This is a genomic window from Candidatus Protochlamydia sp. R18 (assembly GCF_000648255.1).
GTDB classification, from domain to species: Bacteria; Chlamydiota; Chlamydiia; order Chlamydiales; family Parachlamydiaceae; genus Protochlamydia; species Protochlamydia amoebophila.
Genome location: NZ_BASL01000752.1, coordinates 22,293 through 41,199, shown reverse-complemented (window position 1 = coordinate 41,199; position 18,907 = coordinate 22,293). Strand labels below are relative to the sequence as shown.

14 protein-coding genes are annotated in these 18,907 nt (G+C 36.0%); 2 read left to right on the top strand and 12 right to left on the bottom strand.

The window, feature by feature from the left end; translation table 11 throughout:
* Positions 1–226 precede the first annotated feature (226 nt).
* Positions 227–2,713, top strand: a complete 2,487-nt coding sequence (gene ligD, locus TY19_RS25615; protein ID WP_042282015.1) for a DNA ligase D — start codon at positions 227–229, stop codon at positions 2,711–2,713.
* A gap of 30 nt (positions 2,714–2,743) precedes the next feature.
* On the opposite strand, the gene TY19_RS25610 is transcribed toward ligD, so the two are convergent.
* On the bottom strand, positions 2,744–4,174 hold the full coding sequence (locus TY19_RS25610) for a DNA-3-methyladenine glycosylase 2 family protein (protein ID WP_042282013.1): 1,431 nt from the start codon (positions 4,172–4,174) through the stop codon (positions 2,744–2,746).
* 173 nt (positions 4,175–4,347) lie between these two features.
* On the opposite strand from TY19_RS25610, the gene TY19_RS25605 reads away from it, so the two are divergent.
* Positions 4,348–4,869, top strand: a complete 522-nt coding sequence (locus TY19_RS25605) for a methylated-DNA--[protein]-cysteine S-methyltransferase (protein WP_042282012.1) — start codon at positions 4,348–4,350, stop codon at positions 4,867–4,869.
* A gap of 59 nt (positions 4,870–4,928) precedes the next feature.
* On the opposite strand, the gene TY19_RS25600 is transcribed toward TY19_RS25605, so the two are convergent.
* From TY19_RS25600 to TY19_RS25555, 11 genes are all read right to left on the bottom strand, one after another.
* On the bottom strand, positions 4,929–5,564 hold the full coding sequence (locus TY19_RS25600; protein WP_042282011.1) for a hypothetical protein: 636 nt from the start codon (positions 5,562–5,564) through the stop codon (positions 4,929–4,931).
* A gap of 268 nt (positions 5,565–5,832) precedes the next feature.
* Positions 5,833–6,249, bottom strand: a complete 417-nt coding sequence (locus TY19_RS25595; protein ID WP_042282010.1) for a DUF1761 domain-containing protein — start codon at positions 6,247–6,249, stop codon at positions 5,833–5,835.
* 184 nt (positions 6,250–6,433) lie between these two features.
* A complete protein-coding gene (locus TY19_RS25590) occupies positions 6,434–7,153 on the bottom strand; it encodes a lipoate--protein ligase family protein (protein ID WP_042282009.1) in 720 nt (239 codons plus the stop codon).
* Between the two features lie 6 nt (positions 7,154–7,159).
* Entirely contained in the window at positions 7,160–9,037 is a 1,878-nt protein-coding gene (mnmG, locus tag TY19_RS25585; RefSeq protein ID WP_042282008.1) for a tRNA uridine-5-carboxymethylaminomethyl(34) synthesis enzyme MnmG, read from the bottom strand.
* A 227-nt stretch (positions 9,038–9,264) separates the two neighbouring features.
* Complete coding sequence (locus TY19_RS27330) at positions 9,265–9,354, bottom strand: AURKAIP1/COX24 domain-containing protein (protein ID WP_075882539.1); 90 nt, start codon at positions 9,352–9,354, stop codon at positions 9,265–9,267.
* 636 nt (positions 9,355–9,990) lie between these two features.
* A complete protein-coding gene (locus TY19_RS25580; protein ID WP_042282007.1) occupies positions 9,991–11,544 on the bottom strand; it encodes an ArnT family glycosyltransferase in 1,554 nt (517 codons plus the stop codon).
* Positions 11,545–11,646: 102 nt separating this feature from the next.
* The gene (gene sdhB / locus TY19_RS25575; RefSeq protein ID WP_042282006.1) at positions 11,647–12,417 is read right to left on the bottom strand and encodes a succinate dehydrogenase iron-sulfur subunit; all 771 of its coding nucleotides are present in this window, start codon (positions 12,415–12,417) and stop codon (positions 11,647–11,649) included.
* Between the two features lie 17 nt (positions 12,418–12,434).
* Positions 12,435–14,318 (bottom strand): succinate dehydrogenase flavoprotein subunit, encoded by a 1,884-nt coding sequence (sdhA, locus tag TY19_RS25570; protein ID WP_011176387.1) that lies wholly within the window; start codon positions 14,316–14,318, stop codon positions 12,435–12,437.
* Positions 14,319–14,332: 14 nt separating this feature from the next.
* Positions 14,333–15,295 carry a succinate dehydrogenase cytochrome b558 subunit gene (locus TY19_RS25565; RefSeq protein ID WP_042282085.1) on the bottom strand — a complete coding sequence of 321 codons (963 nt, stop codon included), beginning with the start codon at positions 15,293–15,295 and terminating at the stop codon, positions 14,333–14,335.
* A gap of 243 nt (positions 15,296–15,538) precedes the next feature.
* Complete coding sequence (locus TY19_RS25560; protein WP_042282005.1) at positions 15,539–16,336, bottom strand: TatD family hydrolase; 798 nt, start codon at positions 16,334–16,336, stop codon at positions 15,539–15,541.
* The gene (locus TY19_RS25555) at positions 16,324–18,567 is read right to left on the bottom strand and encodes a protein-disulfide reductase DsbD family protein (protein WP_052354885.1); all 2,244 of its coding nucleotides are present in this window, start codon (positions 18,565–18,567) and stop codon (positions 16,324–16,326) included. Before TY19_RS25555 ends, TY19_RS25560 begins: the two co-directional genes overlap by 13 nt.
* Positions 18,568–18,907: the final 340 nt, after the last annotated feature.

The window sequence follows — 18,907 nt, the reverse complement described above, 5'->3', positions numbered from 1 at the left end:
AACTCATCGCTTGATCAACTCATTTCCCATTTTCATCACGAAGACTATTAGGATAACGTATACAAAGGAACTTAAAGACTTTATTGCAGATAAAGTCAAAGGAAAGAAAAGTTCACACAAAAAAACTCAACATTACTTACTCTTGTCAAAGATATTATGACTATATTGAAAGAAAGTTTATAGATACCGTCAACAAAAAAATTGCTTAGATAATTTTGGAGGTGATATGGGATTAAAAGAATACTTTAATAAACGAAACTTTAACGAGACAACTGAACCACACGAAAAGACTAAAGAACATTCCTCTCAAAGCCTTTTGTTCGTCGTGCAAATGCACAACGCCTCTCATTTACATTATGACTTCCGATTAGAATTAGACGGAGTTCTTAAAAGTTGGGCTATTCCTAAAGGGCCCTCTCTCAATCCCAATGATAAACGTTTAGCCATTCAAGTTGAAGATCATCCTTATTCTTATCATAATTTTGAGGGAACTATTCCAAAAGGAAATTATGGAGCAGGAGAAGTTATCGTTTGGGATAAAGGTAATTATTCAGCTCTAGGAGCAAAGTCCCAAAAAGAGTCCGAACAATTCATAAGACAAGGTTTAAAAAAAGGACATTTAAAATTTGTTTTAAATGGGCACAAACTTAAAGGCGAATTTTCTCTTATTCGATTTCAAGGCGATGACAAGCAATGGTTACTCATTAAGAAAAGTGATGAGTATGCTTCTCAAGTATCCATTCTCGAAAAAAATGAATCTGTTTTATCTCAACGAATCATTTCTCCAGATCCAAAAACAACTGGTAAAAATCCCAGAAAAACGCGTAATTCGATCCTTATTCAAAAAGAAACCCAAAAAACGACCATGCCACAAATAATCAAACCCATGCTTGCCACTTTGGTCGATAAACCTTTTGACCATCCCGACTGGCTATTTGAAATTAAGTGGGATGGATACAGGGCGCTAGCTCAAATTCACAACCAATCCGTTTTTTTATGGTCTCGTAATCATCTTTCATTTAACTCACGATTTGATCCGATTGTAAAAGCCTTAAATGAAATGACAGTCGATGCTTATTTAGATGGAGAAATTGTCGTTTTAAATGAAAATGGACAACCAAGCTTTCAACTCGTTCAAAATTACCTAAAAAACCAAGAAGGATTTTTAGTTTACTACGTGTTCGATCTTCTCTACCTAAAAAATAACGATTTACGAGAATTAACCCTTTTACAGCGGAAAGAGCTGCTCAAACAAATTCTACCAAAAAATCCCCGCATTCGTTTTTGTGAACATTTGGTTCAAGAAGGAAAAGCCTTTTTTAAAGTGACTTCTCAAGCTGGATTTGAAGGAATTGTAGCTAAAAGAATTGATAGTACCTACCAATCCACGCGCAGTAAAAAATGGCTAAAAATTAAAACTCATCAAAGACAAGAAGCAATTATTTGTGGCTTTACAACTCCGAAAGGTTCCAGAGAGCATTTCGGATCTCTACTTTTAGGAGTCTACAAAGATAATGAATTGCTTTATGTGGGCCATACAGGCAGTGGATTCGATCAAAAATCGTTAACTTATGTGCGTGATCTCTTAAAACCTCAAGAAACCTGCCCTTTTTCTTTTCCTCCCAAGCTTCATCAACCAACCACGTGGGTAAAACCTGAGCTAGTTTGCGAAATCCAATTTGCTGAATGGACAAAAGAAAAAATCATGAGACAAGCGATTTTTATCGATCTTCGCGAAGATAAAAAAAAACAAGAAGTTGTGCTAGAAGAGGAAGTAAAAGTCAAAAAAATTTTACAAGAAACTCCTTCCATTTCTAAACAACAAAAAATAAAACCTAGCATCCATACGGAATTATCTTTTACGCATTTAGATAAAGTTTATTGGCCCCAAGAAGGGTATACAAAAGGAGATTTGCTTGAGTACTATCGATCGGCATCTTCTTTAATTTTGCCCTATTTAAAAGATCGACCAGAAACGCTCCATCGTTATCCAAATGGAATTGGTCAGCCTGGTTTTTATCAAAAAGATCTCCTTCATGCACCCAATTGGGTTCAAATAGAAACCATCTCTCATGAAGAAAGAGAGGTACACTATATTATCATCAATAATGAGCAAAGTTTACTCTATGTAATCAATTTAGGATGTATTGAATTAAATCCCTTTAATGTTCGAAGGCAATCTTTGCATTATCCAGATTATTTAATCCTTGATTTGGATCCTGAAGGCATTTCATTTGATCATGTCATTGAAGTCGCTCAAGGAATTCACCACATCTTGGATCCATTAGACATCCCTCACGTGTGCAAAACCTCTGGGGCTACCGGACTCCATATTTATATTCCGATGGGGGCTCGTTATACTTTTGAAGAAACCACACAATTTGGCAAATTGATCGCTCACTTAGCTCATGAAAAAATACCAGATCTCACTTCTTTAGAAAGAAACCCTAAAAATAGACAAAACAAAGTCTACCTTGATTATTTACAAAACAATTTTGGACAAACCGTCGTTGCTCCTTATTCCGTTCGCCCCAAACCTGAAGCCCCTGTCTCTACCCCTTTGTCATGGAAAGAAGTGAAAGTTGGTCTTCGCCCAACAGATTTTACTATAAAAAATTGTTTAAAAAGATTTCAAAAAGTAGGTGATTTATTCAAACCAATTCTTGGTAAAGGAATAAATTTGGAAAAAATTCTCAAACAACTAGATGATTAATTAAAGTTCGTTAAATTTGAATCAGCTATTTTAGTCCTTTTTTTGCCACAGGTACAACGTTGCATAGCTGCGCCATGGACGCCACACTTGTGATAATTTCTCCGCTTGCTTCGCCGTTACTTTGCCAAGTTTTTTTCGCAATGCCACATCTTCTTTTGGAAATGCATCAGGCCATTGGAGAGCCCGTAAAGCAATATAATGAGCCGTCCATTGGCCAATCCCTGCTATCGATGTTAATTGTTTAATTGTCAAACTCAGATTAACGCCTGCTTCTAATTTAAGAGTGTTTGATGACATTTGTTTGGCTAATTCAATTATTGTTTGAGCTCTTGCACGAATAATTCCAATAGTCGCAATTTCTTCCCACTTTAAAGAAGAAATGCGTTGAGAACTTGGACATAAATAATGCAACTCTGCAAAGGGAGTTTTAAATTCCTCACCAAATGCTTTTACAAATCGACTAGCGAGTGTAGTGGCTGCTTTGACAGTAATTTGTTGCCCTAAAATAGCTCTAAATGCTAGCTCAAATCCGTCAAATGTTCCAGGAACTCTCAAACCTGGATTTTTTGCCACTTCTTCTGCTAAAAAGGGATCTTGCCCAAGTTGGACAGAAATTTTATCAGGCCTAGCATTTAAATCAAAAAAATTGCGAATTCGCTCTAATAATATCGCTAGCACAGGAACTAAAGAAGAATCAATTTTGACTCTTAGGCAATGTTTATCCTCTACATGAGAAACGTGAATCCAACCTTTATACTCTCTAATCTGTACAGTACGTAAATAACAATTATTTTTAACTAGCTCTATTCCCTTTAAAGAACGAATAGATAAAAAATTTAAAAAACCTATCCAATCATAGGGAGGACGATAATTCAATTGCAGCGTAATGTATGCGGAAGAAAAAAAAGTTTTCTTTCGTTGATCTTCTTTTTTTAATTGGCTGGGAGGCATGCGATAATGCTTTTTAAAAGCATCATTGAAACGACGCAAGCTAAAAAATCCACTAGCAAAAGCAATATCTATCACACTCAAATCGGTATCCGTCAATAACTGCTTTGCTAAAAGTAACCGGCGAGTTAACAATAATTGAATCGGTGAGACACCAAATTCTTTCTGAATGACCCGCCGAATTTGACGAGAACTTAAATTGAATTTTAAGGCAATATCTTCAAGTCCTAATTCATCGAACAATCCTTCTTGCATAGAAGAAATCAAAAGATTGGCAAGGCGATGAGCATCATCTACTGGGGACAGACCCGGTGCTAGCTCTGGACGACAGCGCAAACAAGGTCGAAAAAATTCTTTTTCAGCTTCCCCTGTACTTTTGAAAAAGCGACAATTTGATTCTTTTGGTCTTCTCGCAGGACAAATACACCGACAGTAAATTCCAGTAGAAAGGACTCCCACATAAAAAATCCCATCAAAACGTGCATCGCGGGAAAGATAAGCTTTAAAATACATTTTTTGTTCTATCTTCATCTTTTTAATGATAAAAGGTTTTCAAAAAATTTTCTAGCCACTTTCGGACATTAAAGTTAGGAAAGGGTTAAAAGATTTGATGACCTAAAATGGCGAGTCTTAAAGTATAAAATTAGATATTCTTGTTAGAACAACATTAAAGAGAGGGATAAAACATGCATAACAAACATGTAGAACAAATATTTTTTTCTATCGGTAATTCTAGCTTTGGACAAGTCATTGTTGCTCAAAGCCAAGTAGGGCTTTGCGCAGTTATTCTAGGGGAAAATCCTGCAGAACTTCAATTACTTCTTCAAGCTCGTTTTCCTCAAGCTCATTTAATTCATGATGATTACAAAACAAAAAACATACTTTCTCAAATTATTGAGTTAATGGAAAATCCTCTCAAAAAAATAGACTTTACTTTGGATGAAAGAGGAACTCTCTTTCAAAGATCTGTCTGGAAAGCCTTAAGAGAAATTCCAATTGGAACAACATCTAGCTATGCAGAAATTGCAAAAAAAATTAACTCGCCAAAAGCTGTTCGTGCTGTAGGAGGAGCTTGTGCGGCTAATCCTTTAGCTCTTGTGACACCTTGTCATCGAGTTATTAGAAAAGACGGAAACTTATCTGGATATCGGTGGGGAATTGAACGCAAGTTGCAATATCTTCAATTGGAAAGTAAATTAAAAAAATAAAAAAGTCGCTTAAAAGCGATATCCTTTAAGCGACTAAACTTAGAAGAAAACAATATCTTTTAAAAAGAAAATATAGAGCTTAAAATACCCTTCTTAGAAAATTTTTTGCTCGGTGTTGTTTTTTTAGTACTGCTCCTCTTAGTGACTGAGCTTTTTTTTGCTGTTGCTGTTACAACCTTTTTCGCCGGTGCTTTTTTAGAAGCCGTTTTTGCCGACGTTTTTTTAGTCGCTGTCGTTTTCTTGATTGTATTAGTACGAGGAGAAGTTATTGTCGATTTTTTAGCTGTTGTGGCTTTCTTTGCTGGAGATACCTTTTTTACAGGGGCACTTTTTTTAGCTGGTGCTGCTTTCTTAGCTGCCGGACTTTTTTTTGTAAGAGTAGGCTTTTTAGCTGCAGAAGTTGTTGCTTTCTTTACAGCTGGTTTTTTAGCTGCTGTGGCTCCTTTTGCTGTTGTCGCTGTTGCCTTTTTGGTAGCTGTTTTAGCTGTTGCACTTTTTTTAGCCTTTGCTGCTTTTGATGAACTTGATTTTTTTGCCCCACCTTTTAAGCCGCCACCAGTTAACTTGTTAACTGTAGCCCAAGCGCGTTTTTCCGCCTCTTTGTCACTCACACCACGCTTTTCATAGCTTTCTTCAATATGTTCTGCTTGTCTTTTTTGTTTATTCGTATAACTCGATTTATCACCTTGAACCATAACATCACTCCTTTGTTTTGTTATTCTATTGTCATTAAAATATTTTTTAGAAATTCATGCAAATTGATTCTCGCAAAAAACATTTTAAATTAATTTTTCCGATGAATTTTAAATCCCATTTATATAAAGAAATACAAAGTTTAGAATTTTGGCTAATTGTTACTTGAGTTTTGGAAAGTATTAAGCAACCTATCTACATTATTTATAGGTGATAAAATACGCCCAATTATAAGCTAACCAAAATCATTTTAAACAAACAATTTTTAAATCAATGTACAATTGAAATGAGCGACCCTATTAATAAAAATCCAAATAACATAAAACCTGCATGAACGAAAAAACTTTTTAAGGTTTTTCTATCCCAAAGTACCGGTGAAAAATGCGTTGTCGCCACAAAACCAAACCAAATCCAGATAACGACGACAATCTTTTCTAGAAAATCTTTCGCTTGCGTGATTTGTATAAAGATAGCCAAAGTGTAAGCTATAAAAAAAGAAATTAATAATTCTCCGATATAAGCTAATGCAAGCGATGTTTGTTTAATCGGTGGATTAATAACTTCTTCGTACCGTTTAGAACGGTGCCCAAACATAGCTGGAGAATACCAAATAGTTCCTAATATAAAATAGGCCATTGCCGCAAAAAAAATAGTGGTATAATTTATAGAAATATTTTCTAAAAACATATTTTTCTCCTGATTAGATTTTTTTAATTATTTATAAAGTTTAGGTTATTAATCTTTAGACGCGATGGCTTCTTTAATTCTTATTTAATCTAATTGCAAAAGCAGGTCAATAGACTTTTAATCCTTAATGAAAACTATTTAGGATTAATAGTAAAAAGGGAAACATTTTTTATGATAAAAAAATTCATAAAAAATCTAAAAAAATCTCTTGAGTTATGTGACGATGAGGAATTTGAGATATTTCTTCTAAATCATTAATGGAGCAATGATTTAGAGAAAACTTCTGTTCGAGTCTATTCAAGAGTTGATCTTGGAACTTTGATTGATCGGAACAAAAATCTTTTAACGAACAAAGGAAATCTAAATGGGATCGATCTTTCCGATAATGAGGTCTTTTTTTAGGAAGAGATAAATATTGCATTTTATCATAGCAAAAGTCCCAAAGCAACGAACTATGATGTAACCACCGATTTTTAGTAATCGATTGCGCATTACCTCCAAATTTCCTTAGGCCCATAACATAATCGTTTTCTTTTAGCTGAAATGGGTGAGTTGGGAAAATAGGACGGTAAAACTCTTCTGTCCATTGCATAATATGTTGAGGGAAAGGAGAAATAGATAATTGTGAAGCATGACAAATAAAGGTGACAAAAATGGTATTTTCATCCACCACCACTGTTCCTCCTCCACTAAAACGACGAATCAAAGGAATTGGGTTTTGATAGAAATAATCTAAATTAATTAACTCATCAACACGCCCAGAAATCCCTAAAACAACGGCTGGCGGTGAGCCTTGATTAATTAAACACCAGTTGTCGTGTTTTGTACGTAGTAAAGCTTCTTCCCATTTTAACTGGGTTAAAATAGGAACGTTCTTTAACTGTACAACATTACATTCAAGCATGACCTCTTATGCCTCGGAACAATCAGATGTTAGCCGTTCTTTTTCTATTGGCTCTTGATATCGCGTAAGAGCAATCATTAAAATCGAAATATCTGCAGGAGAAACTCCTGAAATGCGTAAAGCTTGGCCTAAATGACGTGGAGCGATCTGGTTCAATTTTTGCTTTGCTTCGTTACGCAAACCATTTACAGTTGAAAAATCAAACCCTATCGGAATTTGAATTTTCTCCACATGCGCCAATTTTGCCACTTCACTTGTTTGGCGATCGATATAACCCGCATATTTTATGTTTAATTCAATTTGAAAATTAATTTCTTCTCCAAAATTTTGCATCACATCTGGATATTCTTTTAGCAAGGAAGCATATGTATTTTCGGGTCGACATAATAATTGAGTCAACGTATATCCCTTATTAGATACTTGCTTAAATGTTTTTGCTAAACGTTCGCTTTCTTCCTCCATGATTCTTTGCTTTTCTTTTACCCGATCATAACGCGTTTGATCGACTAATCCCACTTCATAGCCATAGCGTCTTAAACGAAGATCGGCATTGTCTTGCCGAAGTAATAAACGATGCTCTGCACGACTTGTAAACATTCGGTAAGGTTCATCCAAGCCTTTTGTGACTAGATCATCGATCATCACTCCTATATATGCTTCCGAACGTTTTAAAATTAGAGGAGCTTTACCCATCACTTTATTCGCAGCGTTAATTCCTGCCATTAACCCCTGGCCGGCAGCTTCTTCATAACCAGACGTTCCATTAATTTGGCCAGCTAAGAAAAGGCCTCCAATTTTTTTACATTCGAGAGAAAAGTCAATTTGACCACTTATAACATAATCATATTCAATTGCGTAAGCAGGTCTCATGATTTCAGCATGACGAAGTGCAGGGATACTTTTGATAAATGCCAATTGTACATCAAAGGGTAATGAAGAAGAGACTCCATTGACGTAAACTTCTTGGGTTTGGAGTCCTTCAGGCTCCAAAAAAATTTGATGGCGTTCTTTATCCGAAAAACGAACAACCTTATCTTCAATGGAAGGGCAATAACGAGGTCCCACTCCTTTGATTTTGCCTGAATACATAGGAGAGCGATGAATGTTGGATAAAATAATTTGTTTTGTTTCTTCTGTCGTATAAGTAATGTAGCAAGACACTTGCGGCAAACGAGGGATTCCCTCATTATCGTAAGAAAATTTGACTCCCGGATCACCTGGCTGTTCTTCTGTGCAACTAAAGTCAATGGATCGTTTATTGATTCTAGGAGGAGTTCCTGTCTTTAATCGACCTAATTTTAAACCATATTTTTCTAAGCTAGCTGACATACCTACTGAAGGCTGGTCTCCAGCTCTACCCCCCGAATAATTTGTTTCACCAATATGTAAAAGGCCTCTTAAAAATGTTCCAGAAGAAAGAACAATCGCTTGGCAATCATAACTAATTCCTTCTTTCGTAATCACGCCACAAATATGATCGTTTTCAATTAACAAATCTTCAATTGTGCCTTGCTTGATATCCAAGTTAGAGACTCGCTCCATACGGTGTTTCATCTCACTTTGATAAGCAAGTTTGTCGGCTTGCGCGCGAGGTGCCCAAACGGCAGGGCCTTTAGTCGCATTTAACATGCGATATTGGATCCCAGTGACATCAATCACTTTACCCATTTCCCCACCCAATGCATCGATTTCTCTAACGATATGTCCTTTAGCGATTCCTCCTACAGCAGGATTACAACTCATTTTGGCTATTGTATCCAAATTCATTGTGAGTAATAAAGTTCTCAACCCCATTCGTGCAGATGCCAATGCTGCTTCGCAGCCTGCATGCCCTCCACCAATAACAATTACATCATAACGAACAGGAAATTTCCAAAGCATCATTCAAAACACTCATTTAATTAATATTTAAATCCAAAATTTTAAAATAAAAGCTCAAGTTTTACAAAATAAATTAATCAATTTAATAAATTTGTATTAGTTGGAGTTATAGATAAGATAAAAAGAAGTTATAGAACTTAGGATGGAGTTAGTAGAACTTGCAAGCTTAAGATAAATTTAAGCTTGCAAGTGGTGATTAAATTTTTCTCTGAGGTCTATTAGAAAAAAATCTATCTTCCTTTGTGCCGATCACGCCGGCTACGCTTCTTACGCTTGTGTTTCGCAATTTTGTATTTGCGCTTCTTTTTAACAGAAGACATATCCTCTCCAATGCTTATTCATATTAGCCCTAAGTCCTGAGTTTATTTAATTGATTAACAATCAAAGTGTTTCCCAATTAAATAAACTCAAAACTGAGATTGTCATTTGCTTAACTTTGTAAACATGGAACTAGTTTAGAAAAAAGAGGATAAAATGTAAAGATTAAGAATTTGAAACAAAAGTCTAATTGAAACGCACTAGATTAAGCATCTTCTCTACCATCCCCTTTTCGATGACCGTAGTTAATAATGAACCCTCTAAACTATTCTCTCTCAAATTTAGCATATAGAAACAAGTTTATATAAAGTGCTCGGAAAACGTAATTTAAGGTTATTCTGGAACATAATGAATTATCAAAAAAGAAAACACCGCTGAGAGGGACTTGAATTGGCTCGATCAACACGTTTTGTTAACGTGGGTCCGTTTCCTAATGGTTTTGCTTTAAATTGCGTACAATTCAAGCGGCACCATTAGCGTCATGGTCCCTTCAAAAAAATAAATATCGTTGATTGGCTTAATATTCAAATATCCCAATCAGCGGTGAAAAAAATGGCTGAAAACTCAAACTTTGAGCTAAATCACTTACAAATTTATAATAACCCATTTTTGCTTTTTTCGACTATAAACTTATCAGTTTAAAAAATTTGTGTTGAGGGAAGAGGGTTTGATTTACAGTCAGTGCATCTAAAAATAAAAACACCTTTCACAACTTTTTGATGCTCATAAAGAAGGGGAAAAAGACCCATAAGTTCTACATGCTTGAAATAGTTTTTTAATTCATTTTGATAAAAGTCTAACTTTTCTTTCCAATCACGCTCTAAATAAGGTTGGTTCTCCATCCAGATGAAGTAACCAGTTTTTCCTGCATAGTCATCCACCATGCTTGGCCAATACGAAAACTGATTTTGACGAGCATGATGAAGGTTAAGAAAATAGGCTCTTTGTTGCAGAGGGCCATAAAAACTTAAGATGCTGGTTGTCTGATATTTATCGCTAACTAAAAAGTCGGTTAAAGGGTTATATTTAGCTTCTAATAATGATTGTTCTAACTGGTTCCAACCCATATTGTGTTTGAAAGGGTTCCACTTATACGTCATAAAAATAGGCCGCCATTGAGATTGGTAAAACAGTGGAAAAGAAAAAAGAGACAAAACTAAGCATCCTGCAGTAGCTACTCCTAATTTCAACCATTTCTCGTGGCGACTTCCTTCGCAAGCAAAACCTGCTAACCAAACAATTGCTGTCGGATACGCAAAAACAATCCAATTTCCCTGAATTTTTTGAAAAAGTGACAGGCCTAAAGCACACGCTAAGCATATTAATGAAAGTCCTCCACAAAATAACAGAGTTTTTTTAAAACTTGTGTGGATAAGAGGCATAGGCTTCATTTTTTTTGCTTGATAAAACCAACTATAAAGTAACAATCCAAACAAAATTGGGGAGATTAATAGAGCTTGAACCCCTAAGAATTCAAAAAAATTCCCGCTTGTTGCACCATGCCCACCTTGAAGAGTAGAGAAAACATGACGGAAGGTTGCCCAATCATGAGAAATATTCCACCAAAAACTTGGTAAAAGACCCATTAGAGAAACACAAATCCCACTTACAAGCCTTGTCAAAGAAAGTTGAGGAAACCAAAGATATTGACTGATGAGAAAAAATACCCAAAAAAAATAGATGGGCCATTTAAATAAAGCTCCAGCCATTAAACATAAACCAACCAAAAAAGGAGAAGGGCTAAGGTTTTTCCGCAAAGCTCTCACAACAATTATGCATGCTAATGTCCAAAAAATTAAACACCCTCCATCCGTAATGGCAAGAAAAGATCCTAACAAACCGATAGGAGAAAAAGCCATGACAATTCCACTCCAAAAGGCTGTTCTAGGCTTTAATCCAACTTCTAACGCTAAAAAAAATACTAAATAAGACTGTAAAAATGACCATATTAAAGAAAAAAAACGAATTCCTAATTCTGTTTGCCCCCACAACTGTGTTCCTAACCAAATTTGCCAAGCAACGCCAGGGGGTTTACTGTAGTATCCCCAATCAAGCTTTTGGCTCCAAGTCCAATATTGAGCTTCGTCAGGTCCCAATCCCACCCCACCCCAAATAATAAATCCGACGATGAAGCAGGTTTTTGCAATTAAAACCCAGATTAAGCGTTTAAAATAATAGGTATGAAGGGACATTATATCCTATAGAATTAAAAAAATTAAATTTAGTATAATAACAAATTATTAATTGACAGTCATTAGTATTTTAACTTTAATTAATAATTATTAAATGAATGGTTAGTCTTGTCTATCAGGAAAACTAAAAAGATCTTCAATTGCTTGTTTTGTGACATCGCGACTAATTGTTGCAATAGAATCTGTTAAGGGAATGTCTTTTGGACAAACCCTCACGCAGTTTTGATTATTTCCACAATCATTAACTCCCCCTTCCTGCATCAAAGGCCTTAAACGCTTTTCTTTTTGCGTTTTTCCAATCGGGTTTGCATTAAATAAGCGAACTTGCGAAATTGCCGCAGGACCTATAAACGGAGAATGCATGTTAACTTGAGGACAGGCTTCGGAGCAACAGCCGCAAGTCATGCAGGTCGCTAAAGAATACATCACTTTTTGCTTTTCTGGACCAATATTTGGCCCTGGACCTTGCTGGTAAGTTCCGTCAACATCAATCCATGCATGCACTTTTTTTAAATTTTCAAACATGCGACTACGATCTACAATCAAATCTCTCACTAAAGGAAATTTGGTCAGAGGTGCTAAAGTGATAATCAAATTCTTTGTTTCATTCAAAATTGGTTCAATAAGAGCTGTGCAAGCTTGCCGAGGATAAGCATTGATAAGCATTGAACAAGACCCACAAACTTCTTCTAAACAACCTGACTCCCATACGACAGGTTTGACTTTTTCCCCTTTAATATTGATAGGGTTGCGTTGGATTTCCATTAATGAAGAAATCACATTCGCATAAGGAATTAAAGCAAGCTCAAATTCTTCCCAATATTGAGATCCCGGTTCTCCCCGATATATTTTTAAAATGTATGTTCGAACCATCAAAAATCTCCTAGGTATTAAATAGGTAAAATAAGATTGGCAGGGATATTTTCTAATTTGGGTTTAATTTTTTTAGCCTGTGTATAATCTCTTTGAATAGGTTGGAGATGGCGTAAATCTACTTCTGCATATTCAATGCGCGGTTCATCTACCTGATAAGTTGCTAAAGTTGTTTTTAACCACTCTTTATCATTTCGCTCTGGAAACTCGGGTTTATAGTGAGCTCCTCTAAATTCATTCCGTAAAAGAGCACCTTTAGTAATTACCATAGCAATCTCGAGCATAGGCCCAAACTGATTGGCGACAGCATATGTTTGATTAGCAAATTGCGTTCGATCATCTAGCGAAATGTGTTGATATCGCTCTCTCAGTTCCTTCAATTTATTAAGGGTTTTTAGTAGGTCGGCATTATTTCGTTTAACTGTTACATTTGTAAGCATCCAATCAGATAATTCGTCATGTAAACGATGAATATTTTCAATACCCTTCCTCGATAATAAATCTTTTTTTATGTCTTGTTCGGCATTTAAAGCTGATTCAAAAACTGAAGATGGAGTTTCTCGATAAGAATGGGTTAATTGATCTAAATATCTAGGTACTTCTTGCCCGGCAACAAGCCCACTGAAAATACAAGAGAGTAGCGCGTTGGCTCCTAAACGATTAGCTCCATGATATTGGTAATCTGATTCGCCAACATTAAAACATCCATGTAAGTTAGTCATTTGTCTAAAACGATCAAACCGATCGTGATCATCCGCAGCTGGCCAATCAACCCACGCCCCCCCCATTGTATAATGCATAGCAGGGAAAATTCGCATAGGAACCTTTTTTGGATCATCACCCGTAAATTTTTGATAAATTTCCAAAATCGCTTTAAGCTTTTGTTTTTTCTCATCCGATAGATGGGATACGTCGAGATAAACCTGCATTTCCCCATTGATTCCTAATCCCATTTCGCATATACGTAAAACTTCTCTTGCACCAATATCGCGGGGAACCAAATTTCCAAATGCTGGATATAACTCTTCAAGAAAATACCAAGGCTCTCCTGTTTTTCCACATGGAATTTCAGTTCCATCCGCTTTTTTTATCTGTTTAGAAGAATCCCCATAAACCCAAATGCGTCCTCCTTCCCCACGGGCAGATTCTGACATTAATCGGAGTTTATCATGCCCCGGAATAGCTGTTGGATGAATCTGGATAAACTCTCCATTCGCATAAATCATGCCTTGTTTAAATAAACGGCCATTAGCAGCTCCAGTACAAAACGTGGAATTTGTCGATTTTTTAAAAATCATTCCAATTCCTCCCGTTGCTATCACAACAGCATCGGCTTTTAGCACATCTAACTTCATGTTAAAAAGATCCATCATGACAATACCTCTAGCGAGTCCTTGTTCATCTAAGATCAGACGCATAAATTCATGAGATTCAAATTTTTCAACTCTCCCCATCACTTCATATTTTCTAACTTGCTCATCTAGAGCATAAAGCAGCTGTTGTCCAGTAGAAGCACCACAAAAAGCGGTTCGATTATAAAGCGTGCCTCCAAAGCGTCTAAAATCTAAATTTCCTTCCGAAGTTCGATTGAAAGGACACCCAAACCGTGCCATCATCTGAATAATTGCTGGAGCTGCTAAACACATTTCTAAAACAGGAGGTTGATTAGCTAAAAAGTCACCTCCTTTAATCGTGTCATAGGCATGAATCAAAGGAGAATCATCTTCTCCTTTTAAATTCATCGCTGCGTTAATTCCTCCTTGAGCACATACAGAATGAGAGCGTTTCACTTTTGTGACTGAGACGATTTTGACATTGCAACCATTTTCTGCGAGTTTCATAGCCGTAGAAAGCCCTGATAATCCCCCTCCAACCACGATTACTTCTTTAGCTTTAGACATCTTACCAATTCCTATTAATGTGAGAGATTAAACCAATATGTGCCCCAAATCGCCGCAAACCCCAAAAAAGCAATCATGATCATCAGTAAAGTAGCCATTTTCCTCATAAAATTTTGAGATCTAGCAGTCAAAGAAATCCCCCAGGTGATCATAAATGTCCAAAGTCCATTAAAAGCGTGAAAACAAGCAGCAATCACAAGGCCAGTATACAAAAAAATCATGCTTAGTTTTTTGAAAGTATCTCTTACAATTAATAATTCAGCGATACCAAAAGTTTTTGATGCGGCCACTAACTGATTTGCGTTTATATGTAAACTCTCAAAAGCCTCTACCCAAGCTTTTTCTTCGCGATTTTTCTGAGCTGCAATTAATTGCTCAGGAGTTTCTTCCAAAGCAACTAAAGGACCTAAATGGGAGAAAATAGTTTGTTTTATCTCTTGAATTTGCGATTGAGAGTAGAGATCAAATCCTAGTCTTTTAGAAAGGGTGTACAAACCATTATCTTTTTCCAAGCGAACGAGATAATAATGTTGAGTGTCCACTTGAGCAGTTACTGGATATTCTAAAAAACGCATATGAATGACATGAGCCACAATTCCAAACAATAAAATCCACGAAGTAATTCTTTGCCATGTATAGGCATGATTGCGAAAATGCCCTGGAAGAGAAGGTTGTGATCCATCAGAAGGCTGAGTATTGTATTTTGCCTGAAATAAATAATGAATGCCCCAAAATCCATGAATTAAAAGTGGTAATCCTAATAAACTGATTTCAATCAAAGGTAAATAAGGTAATCCTTTTATCCAGTTGACTGCCGCTACAAAGCCACTTCCATCATCTCCAACAAAAAGCGCCGCTTGAGAATTAGTTAGTAAATGTTCGATCAAAAATAAAACTAACCAAAGGCCTGTTAAAGAATGAGCTCTTCGCCAAATAAAAGCTTTAGGAATAGGAGGAGCTTGATAAGTATAAGTCATGGGATACTCAAAAACGATTTCCAATGTTTTGAGTCTATATATACCTAGCTAGTGGATCCAATTCAATTTAAAATTGATCATATATAATGATATTTTCATTCATTATAAAATCAAAATAAATTTATTCATAAAAATAGGAAATGATTAATTTTTACAATCATTAAATGTCAAAAAATTTAAATATAATTTCAAAAATGGATCGTAAAAAAATATTTAACACTTTCAATAAATAAATTTATATCATTAAATTCGAAATAAATAACGTGCATTTTCAGAAGTCGTATGTGCCACTTCCTCTAGAGAAATACCTTTTAAAGAAGCAATCAAACGAGCTGTCTCTATGATATAAGAAGGCTCATTGGGGTGGCCTCGATATTTTTGAGGGGCTAGATATGGCGTATCTGTTTCAATCAATAATTGGGACAGAGGAACTTCTTTTGCAACTTGCTGCAACTCGAAACTTTTTTTAAAAGTGACAATCCCACTTAGAGAGAGCATCCACCCTCTTTTAATGACCTCTTTAGCTTCTGCAATTGTTCCTGTGAAACAGTGTAAAACACCTGGAGCATGACGACAGTCAATTCGATATTCTGCGTCAATAATTTCAAAAAAATCTGCAAATGCCTCTCGACAATGAATGACTACAGGTAATTGACATTCAAGAGCTAAATGCAAATAACGATGGAAGAAGTCTTTTTGAATCTCTTTTGAAGAGTAATCATAATAATAATCTAATCCTGTTTCTCCAATCGCTTTTAAATAACCTTTACGAGCATAATTTGCAATCGTTTCAAATGCTGCTTCACCTTCTTTTTGTACATTATTGGGAGGGGTTGCAGCCGTTTGGTAAATCCAAGGATATTTTTTGGAAAGCTCTATCCCTTTTTTTAACGATTCGGGATCAGTACAAATATTGACTATTTGATGAACGTGCTCTTTTTGCGCTCTTTCTAAAAGAACATCGATTTGTTCGTAAACAGGAGAACTTGTTAAATGGGCGTGAGAGTCAATAAATGAAAGAGAATAGCTCATTCTATCCATGCTACCTCTTTAGAATTCAAAACTGAATTAATGTGTTCTTTGACAATATCAGAAGTGAGTACTTGAGGTAAAATAGTAGGCTCTTGCTTCTGATCACTTCCATAAAAAACATAGAGGGGCACACTATTGCGTCCAAATTGGCTCAAAGCCTCAGTGATCACTGGATCATGCTTGGTCCAATCGGCTATCATTTTAACAACACCTTTTTCCAAAAGTTTTTTATCAACTTCTTTAGAACCTAAAACGATATGATTGGCCTGACAAATCAAACACCATTTAGCGGTAAAATCAATCAGAATAGGTGTTCCTTTTTTTCTTAATTCGGCAACTCGTTTCGGTGAAAATACCTCCCATCCAGCCCACTCTGCATTTCCAATCTGAGAAAAAGTTGAACTATCATTCCACGAATCTTTTGGTAAAATAATAGCTTCTATACCCATTAAGATGAAGAATAAGGCGGTGACATAAGCAATTATTCGCTTTTTTGAACTTATAAGAGGATGACTCCCTTTCCCATAAATCCAAGCTCCTATAGCAAAGCTCAAGAAACCAGCTATTAAGCAGATAAGAGAAAAAGTATTTGTCTGTGCACTAAATACCCACATTAACCATAAGACAGTGATTAGTAAAACAAATCCCATAAGTTCTTTAAAAGTTTCCATCCATGGACCAGGTTTGGGCATAAACCGCAAAAAAGCTGGAAAACTAGCAAGTAATAAATAAGGAAAGCACATTCCTAATCCAAGGAATGTAAAAATTAATAATGATTGAAAAACAGGTAATGTGACAGCAAATCCCACAGCAGAACCTAAAAAAGGCCCTGTGCAAGGTGTAGCAACAGCTGTTGCTAAAACTCCACTTAAGAAAGAACCCATGTAACCAGACCATTGAGTTGCTTTTTCAGCTTGCGTCTGCCCCGCCCAAGAAGCAAAAAACATTCCCCACTCAAAAAGTCCAAATAAACTCAGCGCAAATATAAATAAAACAGAGGCTAAAATAACCACAAAAATAGGCTCTTGCAATTGAAATCCCCAACCTACAGCTTGACCATAGGCACGTAGAGCTAGCATTGCAGAAGCTAGTAGCCAAAATGAGAGAATGACTCCTAAAGAAAACATTAAACCATGTTTGATCGTTAAAGAACGACTTTGACCAGCCATTTTAACAAAGCTCATCACTTTGAATGACATAACAGGTAAAACGCAAGGCATTAAATTTAGAATCATCCCCCCTAAAAAAGCAAATAAAAGAGCAAGAGCAATTCCTCCTTCAAACTCAAAAGATGATGCTTTGTTTTTTTGAGTTTCCATTTCAAGCGTGGAAGATCTTATCGAGTGAGTGTCCAAATGACTGATTAACTCTTTTTCGCCAACTTCGTGGATTGGTGTATCTATATCAAAAGCTTGGACTCTTCCTTCATTCCCTTGCTGAGTATGCACAACCAAAACACCTTTTAAAGTCTGACTTTTAGCCCCAATCTCATCGCTTCCTTTTAAATTGACTAAAAATCGCTGATCTTGCTTAGAAGCAGCAGCAAGAACAGGATCAACTTTATAATCAATAACATCCTTTTCTTCAGGAAAAAAATAAACTCCAATAACGGGGTCAACATTTGGTATTTGATTCGCGTGAGGCATTTCAATTTGGACAATTCCTGATTTACGCACAGTTTTTACTTCTGCATGAAAACTGGGAATTTTCAAACGTGCTTGGGAAAAAAGAGTAGCCGTTTCAGTTTTTAATTTTGGCGCATCATTTTGAGTGACAACTTGAAGGGCTGTCGTTGTTGATCCTGGCTGACACGTAAGATCTGAACAAACAAGCCATTTGAGTTTAGCATTCAATTGGAAAGTTTGTCCAATAGAGAGATTAGCAGGAGGGGTAATTAAACTTAGTAGGACAACTTCTCCTTCATATCCAAATCCCACCATATCAGCCACCTTAAATTTTCCAGGAAAAGGCCATTGTAAAGGCCCCACTTCAAACCCGAGAGGTAATGTCCACTCAACTTTTAATGGTATTCCCGCATCCCCCGGATTTTTCCAGTACACGTGCCAATCATCTTCGATTTTAAGATGAAGGGCAACCCAAAAAGGATGGCCTGGCTGAATTGTCTCTTCTTCTTGAATTAACTGAACTTGTACATGGGCAGAACCTTCGAATGTGGCAAAAGACGGTAGGGGGGAAGCAAACCCAATTAATAATAAAAAGAAACGAATATAATTGTTCATTCAAACATCTCCTGGCTTTATATGGCTTATTGAAGCCTTTCAAATGAAGGGGGATGAAATTTCACTTTGCGTGAGTTTTGTTTATTCTTTGAAAGTCAAAACTTTGATCAGTATCAAAAAATCTTCTGAAGGAAAATTGGCAAGCCTATTTTCCCAAGTTGATCTTTTTAAAACAAAAACAAAAAACTGAATTTTCGCGAAAATAATTCAAAGTTCGAATCTAAGGTGAAGTCATCAAAAATTTCTTATTTAAATCTAGTTTTTATTTTTACAAAACATGACAAATAGGGTATAATCAGCTATTTGATATTAATCACATTGGATAATTAGTATAATAAAT

Coding starts and splice junctions, on each gene's coding strand:
- ligD (WP_042282015.1), top strand. CDS start 227: ATGGGATTAAAAGAATACTTTAATAAACGAAACTTTAACGAGACAACT.
- TY19_RS25610 (WP_042282013.1), bottom strand. CDS start 4,174: ATGTATTTTAAAGCTTATCTTTCCCGCGATGCACGTTTTGATGGGATT.
- TY19_RS25605 (WP_042282012.1), top strand. CDS start 4,348: ATGCATAACAAACATGTAGAACAAATATTTTTTTCTATCGGTAATTCT.
- TY19_RS25600 (WP_042282011.1), bottom strand. CDS start 5,564: ATGGTTCAAGGTGATAAATCGAGTTATACGAATAAACAAAAAAGACAA.
- TY19_RS25595 (WP_042282010.1), bottom strand. CDS start 6,249: ATGTTTTTAGAAAATATTTCTATAAATTATACCACTATTTTTTTTGCG.
- TY19_RS25590 (WP_042282009.1), bottom strand. CDS start 7,153: ATGCTTGAATGTAATGTTGTACAGTTAAAGAACGTTCCTATTTTAACC.
- mnmG (WP_042282008.1), bottom strand. CDS start 9,037: ATGATGCTTTGGAAATTTCCTGTTCGTTATGATGTAATTGTTATTGGT.
- TY19_RS27330 (WP_075882539.1), bottom strand. CDS start 9,354: ATGTCTTCTGTTAAAAAGAAGCGCAAATACAAAATTGCGAAACACAAG.
- TY19_RS25580 (WP_042282007.1), bottom strand. CDS start 11,544: ATGTCCCTTCATACCTATTATTTTAAACGCTTAATCTGGGTTTTAATT.
- sdhB (WP_042282006.1), bottom strand. CDS start 12,417: ATGGTTCGAACATACATTTTAAAAATATATCGGGGAGAACCGGGATCT.
- sdhA (WP_011176387.1), bottom strand. CDS start 14,318: ATGTCTAAAGCTAAAGAAGTAATCGTGGTTGGAGGGGGATTATCAGGG.
- TY19_RS25565 (WP_042282085.1), bottom strand. CDS start 15,295: ATGACTTATACTTATCAAGCTCCTCCTATTCCTAAAGCTTTTATTTGG.
- TY19_RS25560 (WP_042282005.1), bottom strand. CDS start 16,336: ATGGATAGAATGAGCTATTCTCTTTCATTTATTGACTCTCACGCCCAT.
- TY19_RS25555 (WP_052354885.1), bottom strand. CDS start 18,567: ATGAACAATTATATTCGTTTCTTTTTATTATTAATTGGGTTTGCTTCC.